Annotated in this window: 17 protein-coding genes; 6 read left to right on the top strand and 11 right to left on the bottom strand. The window is 35.1% G+C overall.

Annotation, left to right across the window (positions count from 1 at the left end; translation table 11 throughout):
- Positions 1-36 precede the first annotated feature (36 nt).
- On the bottom strand, positions 37-1,128 hold the full coding sequence (pdxA, locus tag PFY10_11175; GenBank protein ID WBV54807.1) for a 4-hydroxythreonine-4-phosphate dehydrogenase PdxA: 1,092 nt from the start codon (positions 1,126-1,128) through the stop codon (positions 37-39).
- Between the two features lie 49 nt (positions 1,129-1,177).
- Between pdxA and PFY10_11170 the strand changes: the two genes are divergently transcribed.
- From PFY10_11170 to PFY10_11160, 3 genes are read left to right on the top strand one after another with little or no spacing between them, the layout of a single operon-like run.
- A complete protein-coding gene (locus PFY10_11170) occupies positions 1,178-1,774 on the top strand; it encodes a riboflavin synthase (GenBank protein ID WBV54806.1) in 597 nt (198 codons plus the stop codon).
- On the top strand, positions 1,764-3,218 hold the full coding sequence (locus PFY10_11165; GenBank protein ID WBV54805.1) for a HAMP domain-containing sensor histidine kinase: 1,455 nt from the start codon (positions 1,764-1,766) through the stop codon (positions 3,216-3,218). Before PFY10_11170 ends, PFY10_11165 begins: the two co-directional genes overlap by 11 nt.
- Complete coding sequence (locus tag PFY10_11160) at positions 3,218-3,913, top strand: methyltransferase (protein ID WBV54804.1); 696 nt, start codon at positions 3,218-3,220, stop codon at positions 3,911-3,913. Before PFY10_11165 ends, PFY10_11160 begins: the two co-directional genes overlap by 1 nt.
- 3 nt (positions 3,914-3,916) lie before the next feature.
- Here PFY10_11160 and PFY10_11155 read toward each other — a convergent pair whose 3' ends face one another.
- Both PFY10_11155 and rpmH read right to left on the bottom strand, forming a co-directional pair.
- On the bottom strand, positions 3,917-4,627 hold the full coding sequence (locus PFY10_11155) for an ATP-binding cassette domain-containing protein (protein ID WBV54803.1): 711 nt from the start codon (positions 4,625-4,627) through the stop codon (positions 3,917-3,919).
- A gap of 157 nt (positions 4,628-4,784) precedes the next feature.
- The gene (rpmH, locus tag PFY10_11150; protein WBV54802.1) at positions 4,785-4,943 is read right to left on the bottom strand and encodes a 50S ribosomal protein L34; all 159 of its coding nucleotides are present in this window, start codon (positions 4,941-4,943) and stop codon (positions 4,785-4,787) included.
- A gap of 231 nt (positions 4,944-5,174) precedes the next feature.
- Here rpmH and PFY10_11145 point away from each other — a divergent pair, with 231 nt between their 5' ends.
- Positions 5,175-6,179 (top strand): bifunctional oligoribonuclease/PAP phosphatase NrnA, encoded by a 1,005-nt coding sequence (locus tag PFY10_11145; protein ID WBV58935.1) that lies wholly within the window; start codon positions 5,175-5,177, stop codon positions 6,177-6,179.
- Between the two features lie 49 nt (positions 6,180-6,228).
- Here PFY10_11145 and PFY10_11140 read toward each other — a convergent pair whose 3' ends face one another.
- From PFY10_11140 to tilS, 7 genes are all read right to left on the bottom strand, one after another.
- Positions 6,229-7,032 (bottom strand): patatin-like phospholipase family protein, encoded by an 804-nt coding sequence (locus PFY10_11140; protein ID WBV54801.1) that lies wholly within the window; start codon positions 7,030-7,032, stop codon positions 6,229-6,231.
- 127 nt (positions 7,033-7,159) lie between these two features.
- Positions 7,160-7,942 (bottom strand): alpha/beta hydrolase, encoded by a 783-nt coding sequence (locus PFY10_11135; protein ID WBV54800.1) that lies wholly within the window; start codon positions 7,940-7,942, stop codon positions 7,160-7,162.
- A gap of 10 nt (positions 7,943-7,952) precedes the next feature.
- A complete protein-coding gene (locus PFY10_11130; protein ID WBV54799.1) occupies positions 7,953-8,462 on the bottom strand; it encodes a hypothetical protein in 510 nt (169 codons plus the stop codon).
- A gap of 66 nt (positions 8,463-8,528) precedes the next feature.
- Positions 8,529-9,044, bottom strand: coding sequence for a biopolymer transporter ExbD (locus PFY10_11125; protein WBV54798.1), 516 nt, complete (start codon positions 9,042-9,044; stop codon positions 8,529-8,531).
- A 197-nt stretch (positions 9,045-9,241) separates the two neighbouring features.
- A complete protein-coding gene (locus PFY10_11120) occupies positions 9,242-10,768 on the bottom strand; it encodes a T9SS type A sorting domain-containing protein (protein ID WBV54797.1) in 1,527 nt (508 codons plus the stop codon).
- A gap of 135 nt (positions 10,769-10,903) precedes the next feature.
- Positions 10,904-12,979 carry a thioredoxin family protein gene (locus PFY10_11115; GenBank protein ID WBV54796.1) on the bottom strand — a complete coding sequence of 692 codons (2,076 nt, stop codon included), beginning with the start codon at positions 12,977-12,979 and terminating at the stop codon, positions 10,904-10,906.
- A 3-nt stretch (positions 12,980-12,982) separates the two neighbouring features.
- On the bottom strand, positions 12,983-14,296 hold the full coding sequence (gene tilS / locus PFY10_11110) for a tRNA lysidine(34) synthetase TilS (GenBank protein ID WBV54795.1): 1,314 nt from the start codon (positions 14,294-14,296) through the stop codon (positions 12,983-12,985).
- Positions 14,297-14,382: 86 nt separating this feature from the next.
- Between tilS and PFY10_11105 the strand changes: the two genes are divergently transcribed.
- Positions 14,383-15,216 carry an OmpA family protein gene (locus tag PFY10_11105; protein WBV54794.1) on the top strand — a complete coding sequence of 278 codons (834 nt, stop codon included), beginning with the start codon at positions 14,383-14,385 and terminating at the stop codon, positions 15,214-15,216.
- 58 nt (positions 15,217-15,274) lie between these two features.
- Here the strand turns inward: PFY10_11105 and PFY10_11100 are convergent, their stop codons facing one another.
- Entirely contained in the window at positions 15,275-15,421 is a 147-nt protein-coding gene (locus PFY10_11100; protein WBV54793.1) for a hypothetical protein, read from the bottom strand.
- A 180-nt stretch (positions 15,422-15,601) separates the two neighbouring features.
- Between PFY10_11100 and PFY10_11095 the strand changes: the two genes are divergently transcribed.
- Positions 15,602-16,249, top strand: a complete 648-nt coding sequence (locus PFY10_11095; protein ID WBV54792.1) for an O-methyltransferase — start codon at positions 15,602-15,604, stop codon at positions 16,247-16,249.
- The last annotated feature ends 25 nt before the right edge of the window (positions 16,250-16,274 follow it).

The raw sequence follows: 16,274 nt of genomic DNA, 5'->3' as shown, positions 1-16,274 counted from the left end.
TATCAAACAAATTAATTTTAAATGTGTTTGGAAGAGTTATGCTTCATTTTCATCAGGAAGATCTTCATCTATTCCATTATCTACAGCCATTTTTCTTGGCTGCATCCTATTGCTCATGAGATCGTTATATTCGCTTCTGTTCTTAAAAATTTTAATAGCTGTAAAAATAGCTTCTGTAAAACTCTGTTCATCGGCGATATTTTTTCCTGCAATATCATAAGCGACTCCATGGTCGGGAGAAGTTCTGATAAAAGGTAGTCCTGCAGTATAATTTACACCTTCTTCATAAGCCAGTGTTTTGAAAGGAGCAAGGCCCTGATCATGGTACATTGCTAAAACGGCATCGAAGTTTTTATATTTATTGGGTTGGAAAAAACTGTCCGCAGGAAATGGTCCGAAAGCTAAAACTCCATTGTCTGAAAGTTCTTTGATGGCTGGTCCGATAATCTCTATTTCCTCGCTACCAATTACTCCTCCGTCTCCGGAATGGGGATTCAGTCCTAATACGGCAATTTTGGGTTTTTGAATACAGAAATCTTCAATTAAAGTTTGGTTTAAGGCTTTGATCTGTTTTTTGATTTTTTCTTTCGAAATACTTTCGGCCACCTTAGCTAAAGGAATATGATGCGTAGAAACGGCTACTTTTAAATCATCCGTTACTAAAAACATTAAGCCTTTTTTATTGAATTTTTCTTCAAAATATCCAGTATGTCCAGCATGTTTAAAGCCTAGTTTCATCATTTCATCCTTATTGATAGGCGCGGTAACAAGTACGTCAATGTCTCCTTTGATTAAAGCTTCTGTAGCAGCCTCCAGAGAGGATATTGCCATTTGGGTGGATTCTTCGGTAGGAGTTCCCAACTCTACATTAGAATTTTCCTTGGCAAGATTGACCATATTCAGTTTTCCCGTCTGAGCCTGAGAGGCTTCATTGATATAATTGAAATTAAGATTCAGTTTGAAAATATTCTTCTGATAGGTAAATAATTTCCCGGATCCGAAGATTACAGGAGTGAAAAAATCTGTGATCGTTTTGTCTTTCAAAGACTTCATAATGATCTCAGGGCCGATGCCATTGAAATCACCTATTGAAATTCCTACTCGTACTCTATAGTTTTTTGGACTCATTTTGATTATCTTTGAAGATTATAATTTTACAAATTTAGCAAAAAATAATATGTTCACAGGAATTATTGAAGCAGTTGGAGTTATTGAGAAAATTGAAGAAAAAGGAAGTAATATCGACTTTACATTAACCTGCCCTTTTACCAATGAGTTAAAAATAGATCAAAGTCTTGCACATAACGGATGTTGTTTGACGGTTGTGGAGATTAAGAATGACCAATATGTTGTAACAGCAATTAATGAGACTCTGGAAAAGACTAATCTTGGAAAATGGGAAGTGGGAACAGTAGTAAATCTTGAACGTTGTATGAAGATGGATGGCAGACTGGATGGGCATATTGTACAGGGACATGTGGACAAGACAGGTGAGGTTGTAGGAATCGAAAATAAAGACGGGAGCTATTTCATTACAGTAAAATATGATAATGACGGTGATTTTGTAACAGTACCTCAGGGATCAATTACTATGAATGGAATAAGTCTTACCGTTGCTAAAAGTGAGGATTTCCAATTTTCTGTCGCAATTATTCCATATACCTGGGAGTTTACGAATATGCAATATTTAAAAATAGGTGATAAAGTTAATCTTGAATTTGACATAATTGGTAAGTATATTGCTAGGTTAATTAAAAAACAGAATGGCAATTAATAAGTACAAAGGATATAGCTTGAGGAATCGAGTGTTTTTCGGTTTCTTGCTGGTATGTCTTTTAAGTGTTGTTGCTTCATCCCTCGTTCCTTACTTTGTTTTGAGAAACCATTCTTTGCAACAAAGCAAAATTGACATGCAGGAGAAAACCAGTGCTGTAATGCGCTTTCTGGATTATGAAGTAAGCAGTACGGTACTCGAAACTAAAGATCTCCCTCAGGTTTTAGGAAATAAAATTTTTGAAATTGCAGATATCAATCAGCATGATATTGTGATTTATGATTTGAAAGGACATTATCTTCTTTCCAACAGAGATCAGGGGTTAGTATCTCAAAAATCAATTCCCGTAGATATTGTTAATCGAATCCTGGCGACCGATGCCAGAGTGGATATTAAAGGATATGATCAGGCAAAGGATGCGGTATTCACATCCTCTTATATGATCCTAAAAAATAATGTTCTGGAGCCTATAGGAATTGTATATATTCCTTTATATCATAATGAATCCGCTTATCTGGAAGTGCTTCACCAATATGTTAAATATATCCTTTTGGTTGATTTCTTTCTTATTATATTCAGTATCTGGATTAGTTGGGTAACCTCAAACAGTTTGGCTAAAAATATTACGAAATTCTCTGATATGATTACGCGTATTACTCTTTTTGAGAATGAGATGCGTCCTATCAGATATTATAAAAATGATGAGCTAAATGCTTTGGCAAGAGCTTATAACAGAATGATACTTCAGATTCAGGATCAAAAAGAAAGGCTTAGGTTCAAAGCATCAGAGGAAGCGTGGAGAGAAATGGCGAAACAAGTAGCCCATGAAGTAAAAAATCCTTTGACTCCGATGAAGCTTACCATCCAGAATTTTGAAAGGAAGTTTGATCCTCAGGATCCTAATGTGACGGAAAGGGTGAAAATGATGAGTAAAACGATGGTTGATCAGATCGATTTGATTGCTACCGTAGCCTCTGCTTTTTCAGAATTTGCGAAGCTTCCCGAAAAAAATAATGAGACCATCAACCTGAATGCGGAGGTTGCTGATATTCTACGTGTTTTCAGTGATGACAGTGTTTTCGTTCATACCAACAAGGCAAATATCATGATCAACATGGACAGGATCTATCTTTCCAGGATTATTACCAACCTTGTTACCAATGCGAAGCAGGCTCAGAGCGAAGATAGAAAATTAATTATCAATGTTGATATAGAGCAGCATCAAAGAAGAGTAATGATCTCTGTGCAGGATAACGGAGTAGGTATTCCGGATAATATGTATGAAAGGATTTTTGAACCTAATTTCACGTCCAAAAACAGTGGGATGGGATTAGGCCTCTCCATGGTAAGAAAAATGGTGGAAGATTATAAAGGTGAAATTTCTGTAAAATCAGAAGTTGATAAAGGCTCCACATTTACTATAACACTACCGACCAATCTATAGTGAAACCTTTTAAGTTTAAGCAGTTTGATATTCAGCAATCCCCGGATGTTTTTCGTGTAGGGACTGATGGTGTTTTGTTAGGTGCTTTAGCTAGTGTCGATCGGGCAGCCAAAGTTCTTGAGGTAGGAACCGGTACAGGCTTGATATCTTTAATGCTTGCTCAAAGGAATCTTAATGCTGTGTTTTTAGGGTTGGATATTCAGATTGGTGCTGTTGAATTAACCCGGAAGAATTTCCGGAATTCGGTTTTCAGTGAAAGATTGAAAAATATTCATCAGGATTTTAAAACTTTTGAATCAAAAGATACATTTGATCTTATTGTTTCCAATCCTCCGTATTTTGAAGAGTCTGATTCCGGTAAAGATAAAATTGCCAGGCAGACAATTGAGTTGAATTTCAGAGAACTAATCTCCAGAATTCCGTCGTTGTTGTCTGAAAAGGGTGTTTTTTCGGTGATCATTCCTGTTGAGGTGGGAGTGGATTTTATTGGTCTTGCAAAAGAATATCATTTGTTTTTGTTCAGAAGAATTCAGATCAAAGGAATTGAACATTCAAAAGTTAAAAGACTGATATTGGAATTTTCAATAAGGGAAGGTGAGGCCGAAGACTCTGAATTGGTGATAGAAAAAAGTCCGAGAAAATACTCGGACCAATATTTAGAACTCACTAAAGAGTTTCATGTTTTTAGTAAATGAAAATTATTCGAATAATTCCGTAGTATCAAGTACGGATACCTTTCCATCTTCACATCTGATCGCTTCACCAGGGAAGTTTTGGATCATATGATAATCGTGAGTAGCCATCACTACTGCAGCTCCGTTTTCTAAAGCAACCTGCTTAAGTAAAGTCATGATTTCATTAGACGTTTCCGGATCAAGGTTTCCGGTAGGCTCATCCGCAAGAATAAGATCCGGATGATTTAATAAAGCTCTTGCAATAGCTATACGTTGTTGCTCTCCTCCTGAAAGTTCATGTGGCATTTTATGCTTTTTGCTCTTCATGTTCACGCTTCCAAGAACTTCGTTGATACGGTCTTCCATTTTGATTTTATCACTCCATCCTGTAGCCTCAAGAACAAATTTTAAATTCTTTTCCACTGTTCTGTCTGAAAGTAACTGAAAGTCCTGGAAAACAATTCCTAATTTTCTTCTCAGGTTAGGGATGTCAGAAGTTCTCATTTTAGCAAGATCAAAACCTACTACATCTCCGTGTCCTGATGCCAATGGAATATGCCCGTACAATGTCTTTAAAAGTGAGCTTTTTCCTGATCCTGTTTTTCCGATAAGATAGCAAAATCTTCCTTTTTTAATATTGAGATTAACGTCAGAAAGAACAGTGAAGTTTTTTTGAGCAATCTTTGCATGCTGTAAACTTATAATGCTGTCTCCTGAGATATTTGTATGTGGCATAATTTAATTTTAAGAGGGCGATTTCTAAAAAAAATCTTTTCAGATTTTAAAAATAGAAAAAAGAAACTTAAAGAACCTAAATTTTAGTAAATTTTAACAACAAAAAATGCCTGAAAAACTTATTTTCAAGCATGATTTGTATATGATAATTTCGAGATTATCTCTTAGCGCGAGATGCACTTATCGTTAAACTCTTTCTGCCTTTAGCTCTTCTTGCAGCCAAAACTCTTCTACCGTTTGGCGTTGACATTCTTTCTCTGAAACCGTGTTTGTTTCTTCTTTTTCTTTCTGATGGCTGGAATGTTCTTTTACTCATTACTATATATTTAAATCGTAATTATCTATTTATTTTTCAGGTTGCAAAGATAAATATTTTTTTAGAAGTTACAAATTTATATTGTTTTTTTTTGAAATTAATTTAAGCGTTTCTGAAGGTGATATTAGAAAAGTTCACTATAAATAGGGTCCCTCAGCTTATTTAAATTAATGTATGTCTCATTTATTTAAAAGCTCTATCTTTGGAGACTCAAATTTAAAGAACATAATGATGTTTACACCTACTGAACTTTTAGAAATAAAGAATCTTCTTACGCCTGAAAATAAAATAGTTATCCTTACCCATTATAATCCGGATGGAGATGCTATTGGTTCCAGTTTAGGATTAAAACATTATTTGCACGCAAAAGGCATAATGGCAGAAGTGGTTGTGCCTAATGATTTTCCTAAATTTTTGAAATGGATGCCTGAAGCCAGAAAGAATATCGTTGCTGAATATAAAAGAAAGGTTGCATTTGATCTTATTAGTGATGCAGATGTTATTTTTTGCTTAGACTTCAATTCACCTTCACGAATTGGCATTCTTGGAGACTGGCTGGTAAAAGCTACCGCAAAAAAAATTCTCATTGATCACCATCAGCAGCCTGAAGAGTTTGACTATGTATATTCAGATACCATTATCCCTGCAACTTCCCAGATGATCTATCATTTTATTGAAGCAATGGAGGATGAGGATTTGGTTAATAAAGATATTGCAGAGTGTCTTTATACCGGGATCATGACTGATACAGGAGGGTTTCGTTTCCGCTCAACAAGCGCCACGACACACCGTATTATTGCTAACCTCATTGAAAAAGGAGCTGATCCTTCCGTTATTACATCTAATACTTGGGATACCAATACCGTTTCCCGTCTGCATCTTTTAGCTCTGATATTAGGAAGAATAGAAGTGGTAAATGAGGGTACAGTGGCTGTTTTATACTTAACAAGAAAAGAACTTCAGGAATATGGGTTCCAAAAAGGAGATACTGAAGGTTTTGTTAATTATGGATTGAGCATTATCGGAGTGAAAATGTCTGCATTTTTCATGGAAGACCTGTATGAAGATTTTATCAAAATTTCTTTCAGAAGTAAAGATGATGTTGATGTTAATAAGTTTTCAAGGAAGTATTTCAATGGAGGAGGGCATATCAACGCAGCAGGAGGTAAATCAAATGATTCTTTACCGGATACTCTTGAAATATTTAAAAACAGAGTGGCTGAAGAGAATTTGTAAAATGAAACAGAAGAAGGAAGATACGAATCAAATAGCATTAAACCTGGCTTCAATTGTCAATTTTTAATTTTCTGTATCCCTTGTCTTCCAGTTCTGCACATGTATATTCATACACCTGCTGAAACATTTCATCCATATATTTTTTGTTAAATAAGCTGAACTTGGTCATTTTAGGAGGATCAAGAAAGATCTTACATGAATTCACTTTAGAATAAACCGATTTTGCAATGGCTAAATGGAGAATTCTATCAAATTCCTTTAGCAGACTCATTTTTTTAAGTTCATCATAACTGATCGAATTCACATGTGATGCAATCAGGAAATCGCATTTATCAATGATTGGTTCTATGGGTAAGTTGTCTAAAACGCCACCATCTACATATATTTTTTCTCCAATCCTTACGGGTGGAAGTATAAAAGGAACGCTTGAAGATGCTAAAAGAGGTTGAAAAAGTGGTCCTTCTGAAAAGAAGCTTACAATGCCGTGGGTCATTTCTGTTGCAGCCACATAAACAGGGATTTTCAGGATTTTAAAATCATCCTCAGGAAAGTGATCTGTAAATAGTTTTAAAATAAAATTTGAGCTGAAAATGCCATTTTTGGAAAGTTTTAAATAAGACCTGGAAAAAAAAGTGGTGCTTTTAACGATTTCCATCATCTCATCGGGAGTTTTTCCAAAAGAATAAAAAGCGCCAACAATAGAACCGGCGCTGGTACCTGAAATAATATCGGGTTTAAGATTGAATTCTTCCAACGCTTTTAAAACAGCAATATGGGCAATTCCACGCATGCCTCCACCGGAAAGTGTCAAGCCGATTACAGGTTTCTTTTTGTTGAAGGAGAATAAGCTCATTGAGAAAATTAATCTTCACTAATATACAAGAAATTTCAGAACCTTAATTGGGCTTATTGAGGATAAAATAGCTTGACTGTATTTAGTAATAATATGGCTCGTGTTGGATAACAAAAAGCCTAAATGTTTATAAAACTAAGTTTTTCGGCATATTATGAAGAAGTTCAGTATTAATGATCTCTGCACAAATGCCTGGTTTTTCCCAATGTCCGTTATGTCCGCAATCCAGAATGTATGATTTTATATTCGTCCTGTCCGGAAGGTTATTGATGGTTGTTTCTGTTTTTACTGCATTATCATGCTTTCCTGAGAGGACTAATATTTTAGCCTCAAGATTTTCCAGAACATGTTTTTTGTCCGTTCGTTCTACCATTCCTTTTACGCAGGCTAATGCTCCCATATTATTGGTAGACAGTGCAACTTCCAGAGCTGTTTCTATTTTGCCTTCAAGAATATCTCTTTCGTTAGGGTTGAATAAATTAGGAATTCCGGCCTTTGCATAATTAGGAAATGCTTCCTGAATAATTCTGTAGCTTTTTATACGTTGTTTTTTCTTTTCATCATCATCCGGAAAGTAGGTGGAAAAAAATAAGGTAAGACTTTTTATTGATTCGGGATATTTTTCAGCAAATGCCAATGAAGTATAGCCTCCCATAGAATGTCCTAACAGGTGAACTTTTTCAAGCTTTTGATCGTTTAGAACCTTTTTTACTTCATCAGCCATAAGCTCCATCGTATGAACGTCAGCCAAAATTTCTGATTTTCCGTGACCAGGGAGATCTATTTTTAAAAGGGTGAAATTTTTAGATAAGTGCGGCTCCATATCACTCCAGATAGAAAGATTTTCCATGAAGCCATGGAGTAGTACTAAAATTTCCTTTCCGTTTCCTGTTTTTTCAAAATTCAGCATGTGTTCAGAATTAAAAGTGAATATCGATATAGTCTACAAATCCTGAGCCGTTTACCATATCCTGAAGCCTCCAGGTTTTTCCGCCGTCTTTAGATAAGAAAGTTTTTGTACCCTTTCTTATATCTATTTTCCCGTTTTCGTTTTCAGAGATGCTTTGCGAAATACTTCCTGTGAAATTCATATGCTTGTCGGAAACAACTTTCATATAGCCTTCAATATGTACATGATCTTTCCCTGATTTTATATCTCCAAGAACTTTATAATGATCCTTTTCACCCTCTGTTTTTTTGAAATTGACAGAGCCTGCTTTTTTGATGAGATTATGCGTGAATTGATGATCTCCGCTAAAGTCTTTGAAATGGTTTTTACTTCTAATGCTGTCATTTATTTTTGTACGGGCAGCATTAATAGAATCGATAATTTTGACGCTATCTGTTTGGTTTGGGGTTGATTGTGTTTCTTTTTTTGAACAAGAAAAAAGTAGGGCTGTAATTGCAGCGATCATTAGTATATTTTTCATCGAAGAATAAAAATTGTATTCTCAAAAGTAAATAAAAAAGAGCACTATTATAATGCCCTTTCTGTTTTATTTTATTAATTCTTCATAAACTTTCTTTTCCCAAGGTTTCATGTCGGTGATTCCATAACGTTCCTTTTTAGAGATGGCAATGTTGTCCAGCATATCTACAAAATTTTTATAATTAGAATCATCTGTAGGTTCAATGATAATTGTGAAATTATCTTTTATAGGTGCGTCATTGTAAGCCTTCGAAATGATTTTTGAAATATTAACCCCATTATAATCGGTTTCTTTGAGATTGCTGGTGTTTAAATCTCCTTTTGTCTCCTGATGATAAAATATCCTATTATCCTTTCCGATAATAAATGTAACCTGGTTTTTGTTGTCAACTACATTTGTTGGTGGATTTGGGCTTTTTGCCGGCAATCCCAGATCCATTACATTGGGTTTTGTAAAATTGGTTGTAAACATGAAAAAGGTTATTAATAAAAAACCTAAGTCTACCATTGGAGTCATGTCCACGCGGATTAATTTTTTCCGTTGTTTTCCTCCTGATTTTTCTTGTGCGATAACTTCAGCCATAAGTACAATTTTTAAATGTTAAACGGTTATTTGATAAAGATTGAATTATTGTTCTTTATCTGAAGGAATCCATACAAAGTTTGTACCTGATTTTTCAAAATCTCACAATTTTTTAAAATTTATTAAATGTTTAGCATAAAGAAACCTTAGCGTTTTTTATTTTACTAATATTTTATGATTAATTAAGAGGTTATGTGTTATTTCTCTATGATCAATTTCTCAGATAAAATATTTTTTCCCTTATGCTCAGCGTGGATAATATAAATGCCATTGGTTAATTGAGAGGTATTAATAGAGCTTTTTTTATTATTATATTTTTGACTTTGCAATTTTCTTCCCGACATATCTGTTATCTGTACCGTAGTTCCCGTAGGCAGGTTATCCAGATAAATAAGATCTTTTGCAGGATTAGGATACAAGGAAATATTGTTTTTAATATTATTTTCTGCGGTACTTAGCTGTTCAGTTTGGATTTTTACCATCCAGCCATCGTTAAGCCCTTTATTAATGGTGATATCCCCGTCGGTAGAATAGGTTCCGCCAACTACAATATAGGTCCCGTCAGCAATCTCTATAATACCTCTGCCCATTTCATTACTGGTGCCTCCCAACGATTTTTGCCACATGATATTTCCGGAAGAGTCAGTCTTAATAATCCAGAAGTCACTGCTTCCATGATTACCCGTCACATCTCCATTGGTTGATTGGGCGTTTCCGGCAATGATATATCCGCCATCCAAGGTCCGTTGGATGGCTTCTCCATAATCAGAAGACGTTCCTCCAAATGTTTTCTGCCATTGCAGGTCACCTGACGAGTTGAGTTTCAGCATCCATACTTCACCCTGACCGTGATTTCCTGTTATATCTCCATCACTGGATTGAGTGTAGCCTACAAGTATATATCCGTTATCACTGGTGTTTTGTATATCGTACGGGTTTTCCCTTGATGTTCCGCCATATGTTTTCTCCCAGATAACAACTCCTGATGGGTCTAATTTCAGAATCCAGAAATCCGAAGTGTCGGTTGAAGAAAAGTTGTAACTTCCGATAACGACATAACTTCCATCCGGAGTTTGCCTGATCTGATTTCCATCGTCTTGATAAAGAAAACCATACGTATTTTGCCATTGTGTATTTCCGGAACTGTCTAATTTGATGATCCACATATCCCTTTGTCCGTGATTACTTGTAATATCACCATCTGTAGAGTAGGTAGATCCTATAGCAATATATCCTCCTTCATTTGTCTGCTGGATATCAACTCCATCTTCATCAGCACTACCACCCAGTGTTTTTTGCCATACAATATTGCCGGAGTCATCAAGTTTAAGTATCCATAAATCATATCCTCCATGATTTCCCATAATATCCCCATCCGTGGAACTTGTGGATCCAATGGCGATATATCCGCCGTCAGTGGTCTGCTGAATCTTAAATCCTCTGTCTATATTGCTTCCGCCATACGTTTTTTGCCATTGGATGGTACCGGAACTGTTTACTTTTACAATCCAAAGGTCTGTGCTTCCATGGTTTGTAGTTACGTCGCCATTTGAAGAGGTAGTATCCCCAATAGTGATGTATCCGCCGTCATTGGTTGTCTGGATATCAAAAAACTCTTCTCTACCTGTACCTCCAAAAGTCTTCTGCCATACTATGGAAGGTGCCTGGGCGCTTAAAGAAAGAAAATTTAAAGTGAAAAATAAAAGATAAAATAGATTTTTCATGTATACTTTTATTCTAAAAATAAATAAAAATTATTGGGTTTATTTATTTCAATAAGTAAGTGTAGACATTTTTCTAATAAGTGTAAAAAGCCCTGTCAATTTAATTGACAGGGCTGTAATATTTTAATTGGTAAACTATTTATTCTGTTTGTAGTAATTTACTCCGCATTCCAGGAATTTTTTAAACTCCTCTTTCGGCATATAACCTGATACAGGAGTATTGATTACCTTTCCGCCCGGAGTTACCAAAACGTAATGGGGTTGGGAATTGTTATTGAAATTAACCTGCTGGAATAAACTCCATCTGTCTCCGATTGTTTTTACTTTTTTAATTTGACCGTCTCCCAGATCAATTTTGGTTTTCTGATCTTCCGGAAGTTCTTCTTTGTCGTCAACATACAGAGAAGCAAGAATGACATCGTTTTGAAGGATGGGTAAAATGTCGGGTTCGCTCCAGACAAACTCTTCCATTTTTCTACAGTTTTCACAACCATATCCTGTAAAGTCAATCAAAATGGGTTTGTTTTCTTTTTTGGCTAATTCTACAGCGCTGAAAAAGTCATGTTCCGGATGCATTCCCAGAATTCCGTCCTTTTCATTATGGAAATAGCTAACGTTAAGCGGAGGAAGGATACCACTCAGTAACTGAAGTTTTGGACGCTCAGAAGGGATCAATCCCTGGATCAGATAGATTACAAATCCAATTCCCAATACTCCCAATATTTTTCTGGTGATGGATATTTTGGGTTTTTTATCATCATGGGGGAATCTGATCAGTCCAAATAAATATAAAGCAAGACCAATTGTAATGATGATCCAGATAACAATAAATAATTCTCTTTTTAATAAAAATGTTTTAGAAACAAGATCTGCTTTTGATAGGAATTTTAAAGCCAATGCGAGTTCCACGAAACCTAGCACTACTTTTACTGTATTCATCCATCCTCCTGATTTAGGAAGGCTCTGCAAAGCTTGAGGAAATAATGCTAAAAGTCCGAAAATAATTGCCCAGGCCAAACCAAAACCAGCCAATGCAAAAGTTAGTAACATCGGTACATTGGTAGATCCGGTAACAGCACTCCCTAATAAACTTCCTAAAATAGGTCCGGTACATGAGAATGAAACAATCACCAGTGTAAGAGCCATAAAGAAGATCCCAATGATACCTCCTGCTTCTTCAGCCTTGGATGATTTATTGGCAATAGCGCTTGGTAGTGTAATATCATAGTATCCGAAGAAGCTTCCGGCAAAGAAAATAAATATGATAAAGAACGCTATATTAAGCCAAACACTTGTTGAAATTTCATTAAAGATATTTCCTGCAATTCCATTAATTAAATGGAACGGAACACTTAACAATACAAATATAAGCAGGATGAAAAAACCATAGATAAGAGCATCTCTTTTTCCTTTAGCTTTATTTTTATTTCCTTTAGTAAAGAATGATACCGTTAGAGGGATCATTGGAAAAACACAAGGAGTTAATAAGGCTATTAATCCACCGATAAATCCTAAAAATAAATACGTCCAGTAGTTTTCATCAACCTTTGAAGACTTAGTACCACAATCCGTTAAAGGCTTTTTAAAATCTATTGTTTCTATTTTCAATTTTTTAGGATCCAGATGCGAAACCTGTGATACGACAATTTCGTCTTTAGACGGATTTTCTACAGCAGTTACAGTCGTTTTTGCAGAATCTTTAACTGTTTCTGAAACAGCTTCAGGGGTTGCTTCTTCAGTTGCTCCTTTTGGAGTGACCTTTTGATTGAATTCTAATGTATTGGGAGCCAGACATACCCTGTCATCACACGTTTGATAAGTGATCTCCGAGGTGACATCTGCGGGTTTTGTAGGATCTTTAAGTTTGAATTTTTGTTTAAAGCCTGCCGAGTTTGAATAGAAAACAATCGTTCCGCCAAAAGCCTCAGAGAATTCTTCATGCTTCTTTCCAACCTCCTGAAATTTTCCAATCAGTTCAATGTTTTTTCCCGAAACTTTATATTCTGTGGGAATCCCTGTATCTTCAGGAATATCTCTCGAGTAAATATGCCAACCACTTTCCATCGTTGCATTAAGAACTGCCTCGTATTGATTATTTCCCAGATCATTGATCGTGAACTTGAATTTTACAGGATTTTTGATCTGTGCATTGAGTCCTGAAAATAAGAATACCAAAGCTAATAACAGCCATGCTTTAAATTTACTTTTCATTTTTTACTTTTCATTAAAAAGGTTTAGGGTATGCTTTGTTTTTTCTGTACACACAAATCTTCTGTCTTGTCTGTAAGGAATAATGCCTAAGACGTTTTTATTGCCGTCCGCCAATACCCAAATTTTTTGCTTCGCTAAAATAGATAATTTTTCATCCTTAAAAAACTTGGAAACTTTCTTTTTTCCCGAAAAGAGTAATGGATAAAATAAATCACCTTCCTCTTTTTTCCTTAAAATTAATGGGAATTGAAGCTGTTCTGCATCAAAAGACCATTTGAAACTCTTGCTGTGCTCACTACTGTCTGTAATGAATGTGGCAAGATTGATATCAACTGAAACTTTATTGAAATCAAACTTTTCAATTAAAATTATCTGTTCTTCCTCTTTTTTATCAACCTTATTGATTATGATAAGTTCATCCCGATTAACCATCAGTTGATAATCATTGGAAAAAAAAGAACTTCCTGTAGAGGCGGTGAAAATTTTCCTGATTTCTTTTTCTTTGTTGAATCCGTATTTTTTTAAAATTTCGAACTTTATAAAATCACTTTCTTTAGCCAGCTTTTGCTTAGATAAGATTCTCTTTTCCAGGTTAAATGTAGAAATACTATTTTCTACTTCTTCTATTTGTTTTTGTATAAAATCTTTTGCCTGATTCAGGTAAGAAGAGCTTTTTTTAAAATTTTCTAAAAAATGATCATTAGTTTCAAGAAGTTTCGGGACAATTTCATTTCTGATTTTGTTTCTTAAGTAATCGTTTTTTTTATTAGACGCATCTTCTCTGTATTCAATATTGTTTTCTTTTGCAAAACTATAAATCTCTTCTTTGGAATAACCTAAAAGAGGGCGCAGGATTTTGTTCTCATTAGCAGGAATGCCGCTCAATCCGTTAATCCCTGCTGCTTTTGACAGATTAATGATGAATGTTTCTAGTTGATCATTCAGGTGATGTGCGGTTACCAGGTATTCCAGCTTTTCAGCCTCTTGTACCTTTTTAAAAAATTGATACCGGAGTTCCCTGGCCCAAAGCTGAATGGAATTTTCAGGTTGTTGATCTTCTTCCGAAACCTCATATAAATGAAATCTGATGTCATTGGCCTGGCAAAAATCCTGAACAACTTTCTGATCCGAATCAGAGTTCTTACCCCGAAGTTTGTAATTGATATGTGCAATCTGAAAATTAAGACCCAGATTACTGAATAGAAAAGCTAAAACCATGGAATCTGCACCTCCGCTTACCGCTAAAAGATAATTGTGTTTTTCGGGTGAGTTAACCAGATTTTGCAGCTGTTCTTTAATACTTAATTTTTTCAACATAACTGTTGAGAATTTCATTTGTGCAAAGATAATTCATATAATTCAATTGAATTTTCTAACTTTGATCCGTCTAAAAAAGATTATTTATGAAGATATTAAAAATTTTAGCAGTTTCTGCGATGGCGTTGGGAATGACATCTTGTGTCAGCAAAAAACAGTATGATGCACTAAGTTCGAACTACAAACAGTGCATTGAAAATATTGGCGAAAGACAAAGAGAGATTCAGGATCTGAAATCTCAAAACTCCGCATTATCCGGTGAAAATAGTTTACTAAAAAGCCAGCATGATGCTCTGAAGTCATCTTTAGATGCATGCTTATCCAATACAGGAAAAAGCTCTGCAAATATTGATAAACTGGTAGGTGAGATTAATGCTTCAAACTCATACATCAAACAATTGATTTCTAATAATGCTAAAAATGACAGTCTGAATTTAGCATTGTCAAATAAACTGAAAAGATCTTTGGATAATGTAACCGATGAAGATGTTCAGGTAAAAGTATTGAAAGGAGTTGTAATGATTTCCCTTTCAGATAAAATGTTGTACAAAACAGGAGATTATAACATTCTGCCCGCAGCTCAGGAAGTACTAGGAAAAGTAGCTAAAGTGATCAACGATTACGATAAATATTCCGTACTTATTGAAGGGAATACTGATAATGCTCCTTTGAGCTCTGCTAATTTACCAAGAGACAACTGGGATCTTTCTGCATTGAGAGGAACTGCGGTTGCTAAGGTGCTGCAAACTCAGTTTGGTGTAGATCCTTCAAGAATTACAGCTGGAGGTCGTTCAGAATACAATCCTAAAGCAACGAACATGAGTGTTTCAGGAAGAGCAGAAAACAGAAGAACTGAAATTATCATTATGCCTAAGCTTGATGAGTTTATGAAACTGATGGATATTGCTCCTAAGAAATAATACTTGAAATACATAAACATAAATAAATCCCGGAGAAATTCGGGATTTATTATTTTAATCAAACTAATTCTTCTTGTTTCAATAATGAAATAATTCGCTTAATAAATGAATCGGATAATTTGCGTTTAGTTTTTTCAGAAGATACATTCTCTAATGATCCTGTAGCTTTTCTCTTTTTCTTAGTTAGGCTTTCTTCTGTTTCCATGTTTATGATGTTTTTGCGTTTGCTGCTTAGCAAAGGTACTAATGTCAAGTCTGCTAAAACACCCGTGTTTTTACGGTATTTTAGCAGGGTGATTTTCCCATGATTAAATTGTATCTTTTATCCACAATACCACCATTTTTTCTTTTATTTAATTAAATTTGAATAACAAAAATCGATAACATGAGTTTTTTTGAAGAAAAGAACCCGGAAATGGATAGGTATCTGGAGACCCACGCTTCTTCCGAACCTGAAATTCTGAAGAGATTAAGAAAAGAAACTTTCCAGAAAACAACACAGCCGCATATGATATCCGGTTATCAGCAGGGAAGGCTTTTAACGATTATTTCCCAGATGCTGCGGCCAGTAAATATTCTTGAAATAGGAACTTTTACGGGATATGCCACCCTTTGTTTAGCTACGGGCTTATCCAAAGAAGGAAAAATTACAACATTGGATGTTAATGAAGACCTGGCTTACCTTCCAAGAAAGTATTTTTCTGAAAGTGAATTTTCGGAGCAGATCTATTTTAAACTTCAGGATGCAAAAGACTTCTTAAAAGAAACAAATGAGATTTTTGATCTTGTTTTTATCGATGCAGATAAGGATAATTATGCAGAATATTTCAGATTAATAAAACCCCATACCCAATCCGGATCAGTGGTATTGTTTGATAATGTTCTATGGTACGGTAAAGTATTGGAAGAAAACCCAAAACAAAGATCTACCGAGGTCATTAAAGAATTAAATGATTTGATTGCAAAAGATGAAGATTTTGAAAATCTTATTTTACCTTTGCGTGATGGGGTTAATTTCCTTCGAAGGAAGTAAATAGAGAGGTTTGAAATTTAAATTT

It is taken from the genome of Chryseobacterium daecheongense (genome assembly GCA_027920525.1).
Lineage (GTDB): Bacteria > Bacteroidota > Bacteroidia > Flavobacteriales > Weeksellaceae > Chryseobacterium > Chryseobacterium proteolyticum.
This window is presented reverse-complemented; position numbering and strand designations above follow the sequence as displayed.

Coding starts and splice junctions, on each gene's coding strand:
- PFY10_11135 (WBV54800.1), bottom strand. CDS start 7,942: ATGCTGAATTTTGAAAAAACAGGAAACGGAAAGGAAATTTTAGTACTA.
- PFY10_11100 (WBV54793.1), bottom strand. CDS start 15,421: ATGGAAACAGAAGAAAGCCTAACTAAGAAAAAGAGAAAAGCTACAGGA.
- PFY10_11170 (WBV54806.1), top strand. CDS start 1,178: ATGTTCACAGGAATTATTGAAGCAGTTGGAGTTATTGAGAAAATTGAA.
- PFY10_11125 (WBV54798.1), bottom strand. CDS start 9,044: ATGGCTGAAGTTATCGCACAAGAAAAATCAGGAGGAAAACAACGGAAA.
- PFY10_11105 (WBV54794.1), top strand. CDS start 14,383: ATGAAGATATTAAAAATTTTAGCAGTTTCTGCGATGGCGTTGGGAATG.
- PFY10_11145 (WBV58935.1), top strand. CDS start 5,175: ATGTTTACACCTACTGAACTTTTAGAAATAAAGAATCTTCTTACGCCT.
- tilS (WBV54795.1), bottom strand. CDS start 14,296: ATGTTGAAAAAATTAAGTATTAAAGAACAGCTGCAAAATCTGGTTAAC.
- pdxA (WBV54807.1), bottom strand. CDS start 1,128: ATGAGTCCAAAAAACTATAGAGTACGAGTAGGAATTTCAATAGGTGAT.
- PFY10_11120 (WBV54797.1), bottom strand. CDS start 10,768: ATGAAAAATCTATTTTATCTTTTATTTTTCACTTTAAATTTTCTTTCT.
- PFY10_11095 (WBV54792.1), top strand. CDS start 15,602: ATGAGTTTTTTTGAAGAAAAGAACCCGGAAATGGATAGGTATCTGGAG.
- PFY10_11115 (WBV54796.1), bottom strand. CDS start 12,979: ATGAAAAGTAAATTTAAAGCATGGCTGTTATTAGCTTTGGTATTCTTA.
- PFY10_11130 (WBV54799.1), bottom strand. CDS start 8,462: ATGAAAAATATACTAATGATCGCTGCAATTACAGCCCTACTTTTTTCT.
- PFY10_11165 (WBV54805.1), top strand. CDS start 1,764: ATGGCAATTAATAAGTACAAAGGATATAGCTTGAGGAATCGAGTGTTT.
- PFY10_11140 (WBV54801.1), bottom strand. CDS start 7,032: ATGAGCTTATTCTCCTTCAACAAAAAGAAACCTGTAATCGGCTTGACA.
- rpmH (WBV54802.1), bottom strand. CDS start 4,943: ATGAGTAAAAGAACATTCCAGCCATCAGAAAGAAAAAGAAGAAACAAA.
- PFY10_11155 (WBV54803.1), bottom strand. CDS start 4,627: ATGCCACATACAAATATCTCAGGAGACAGCATTATAAGTTTACAGCAT.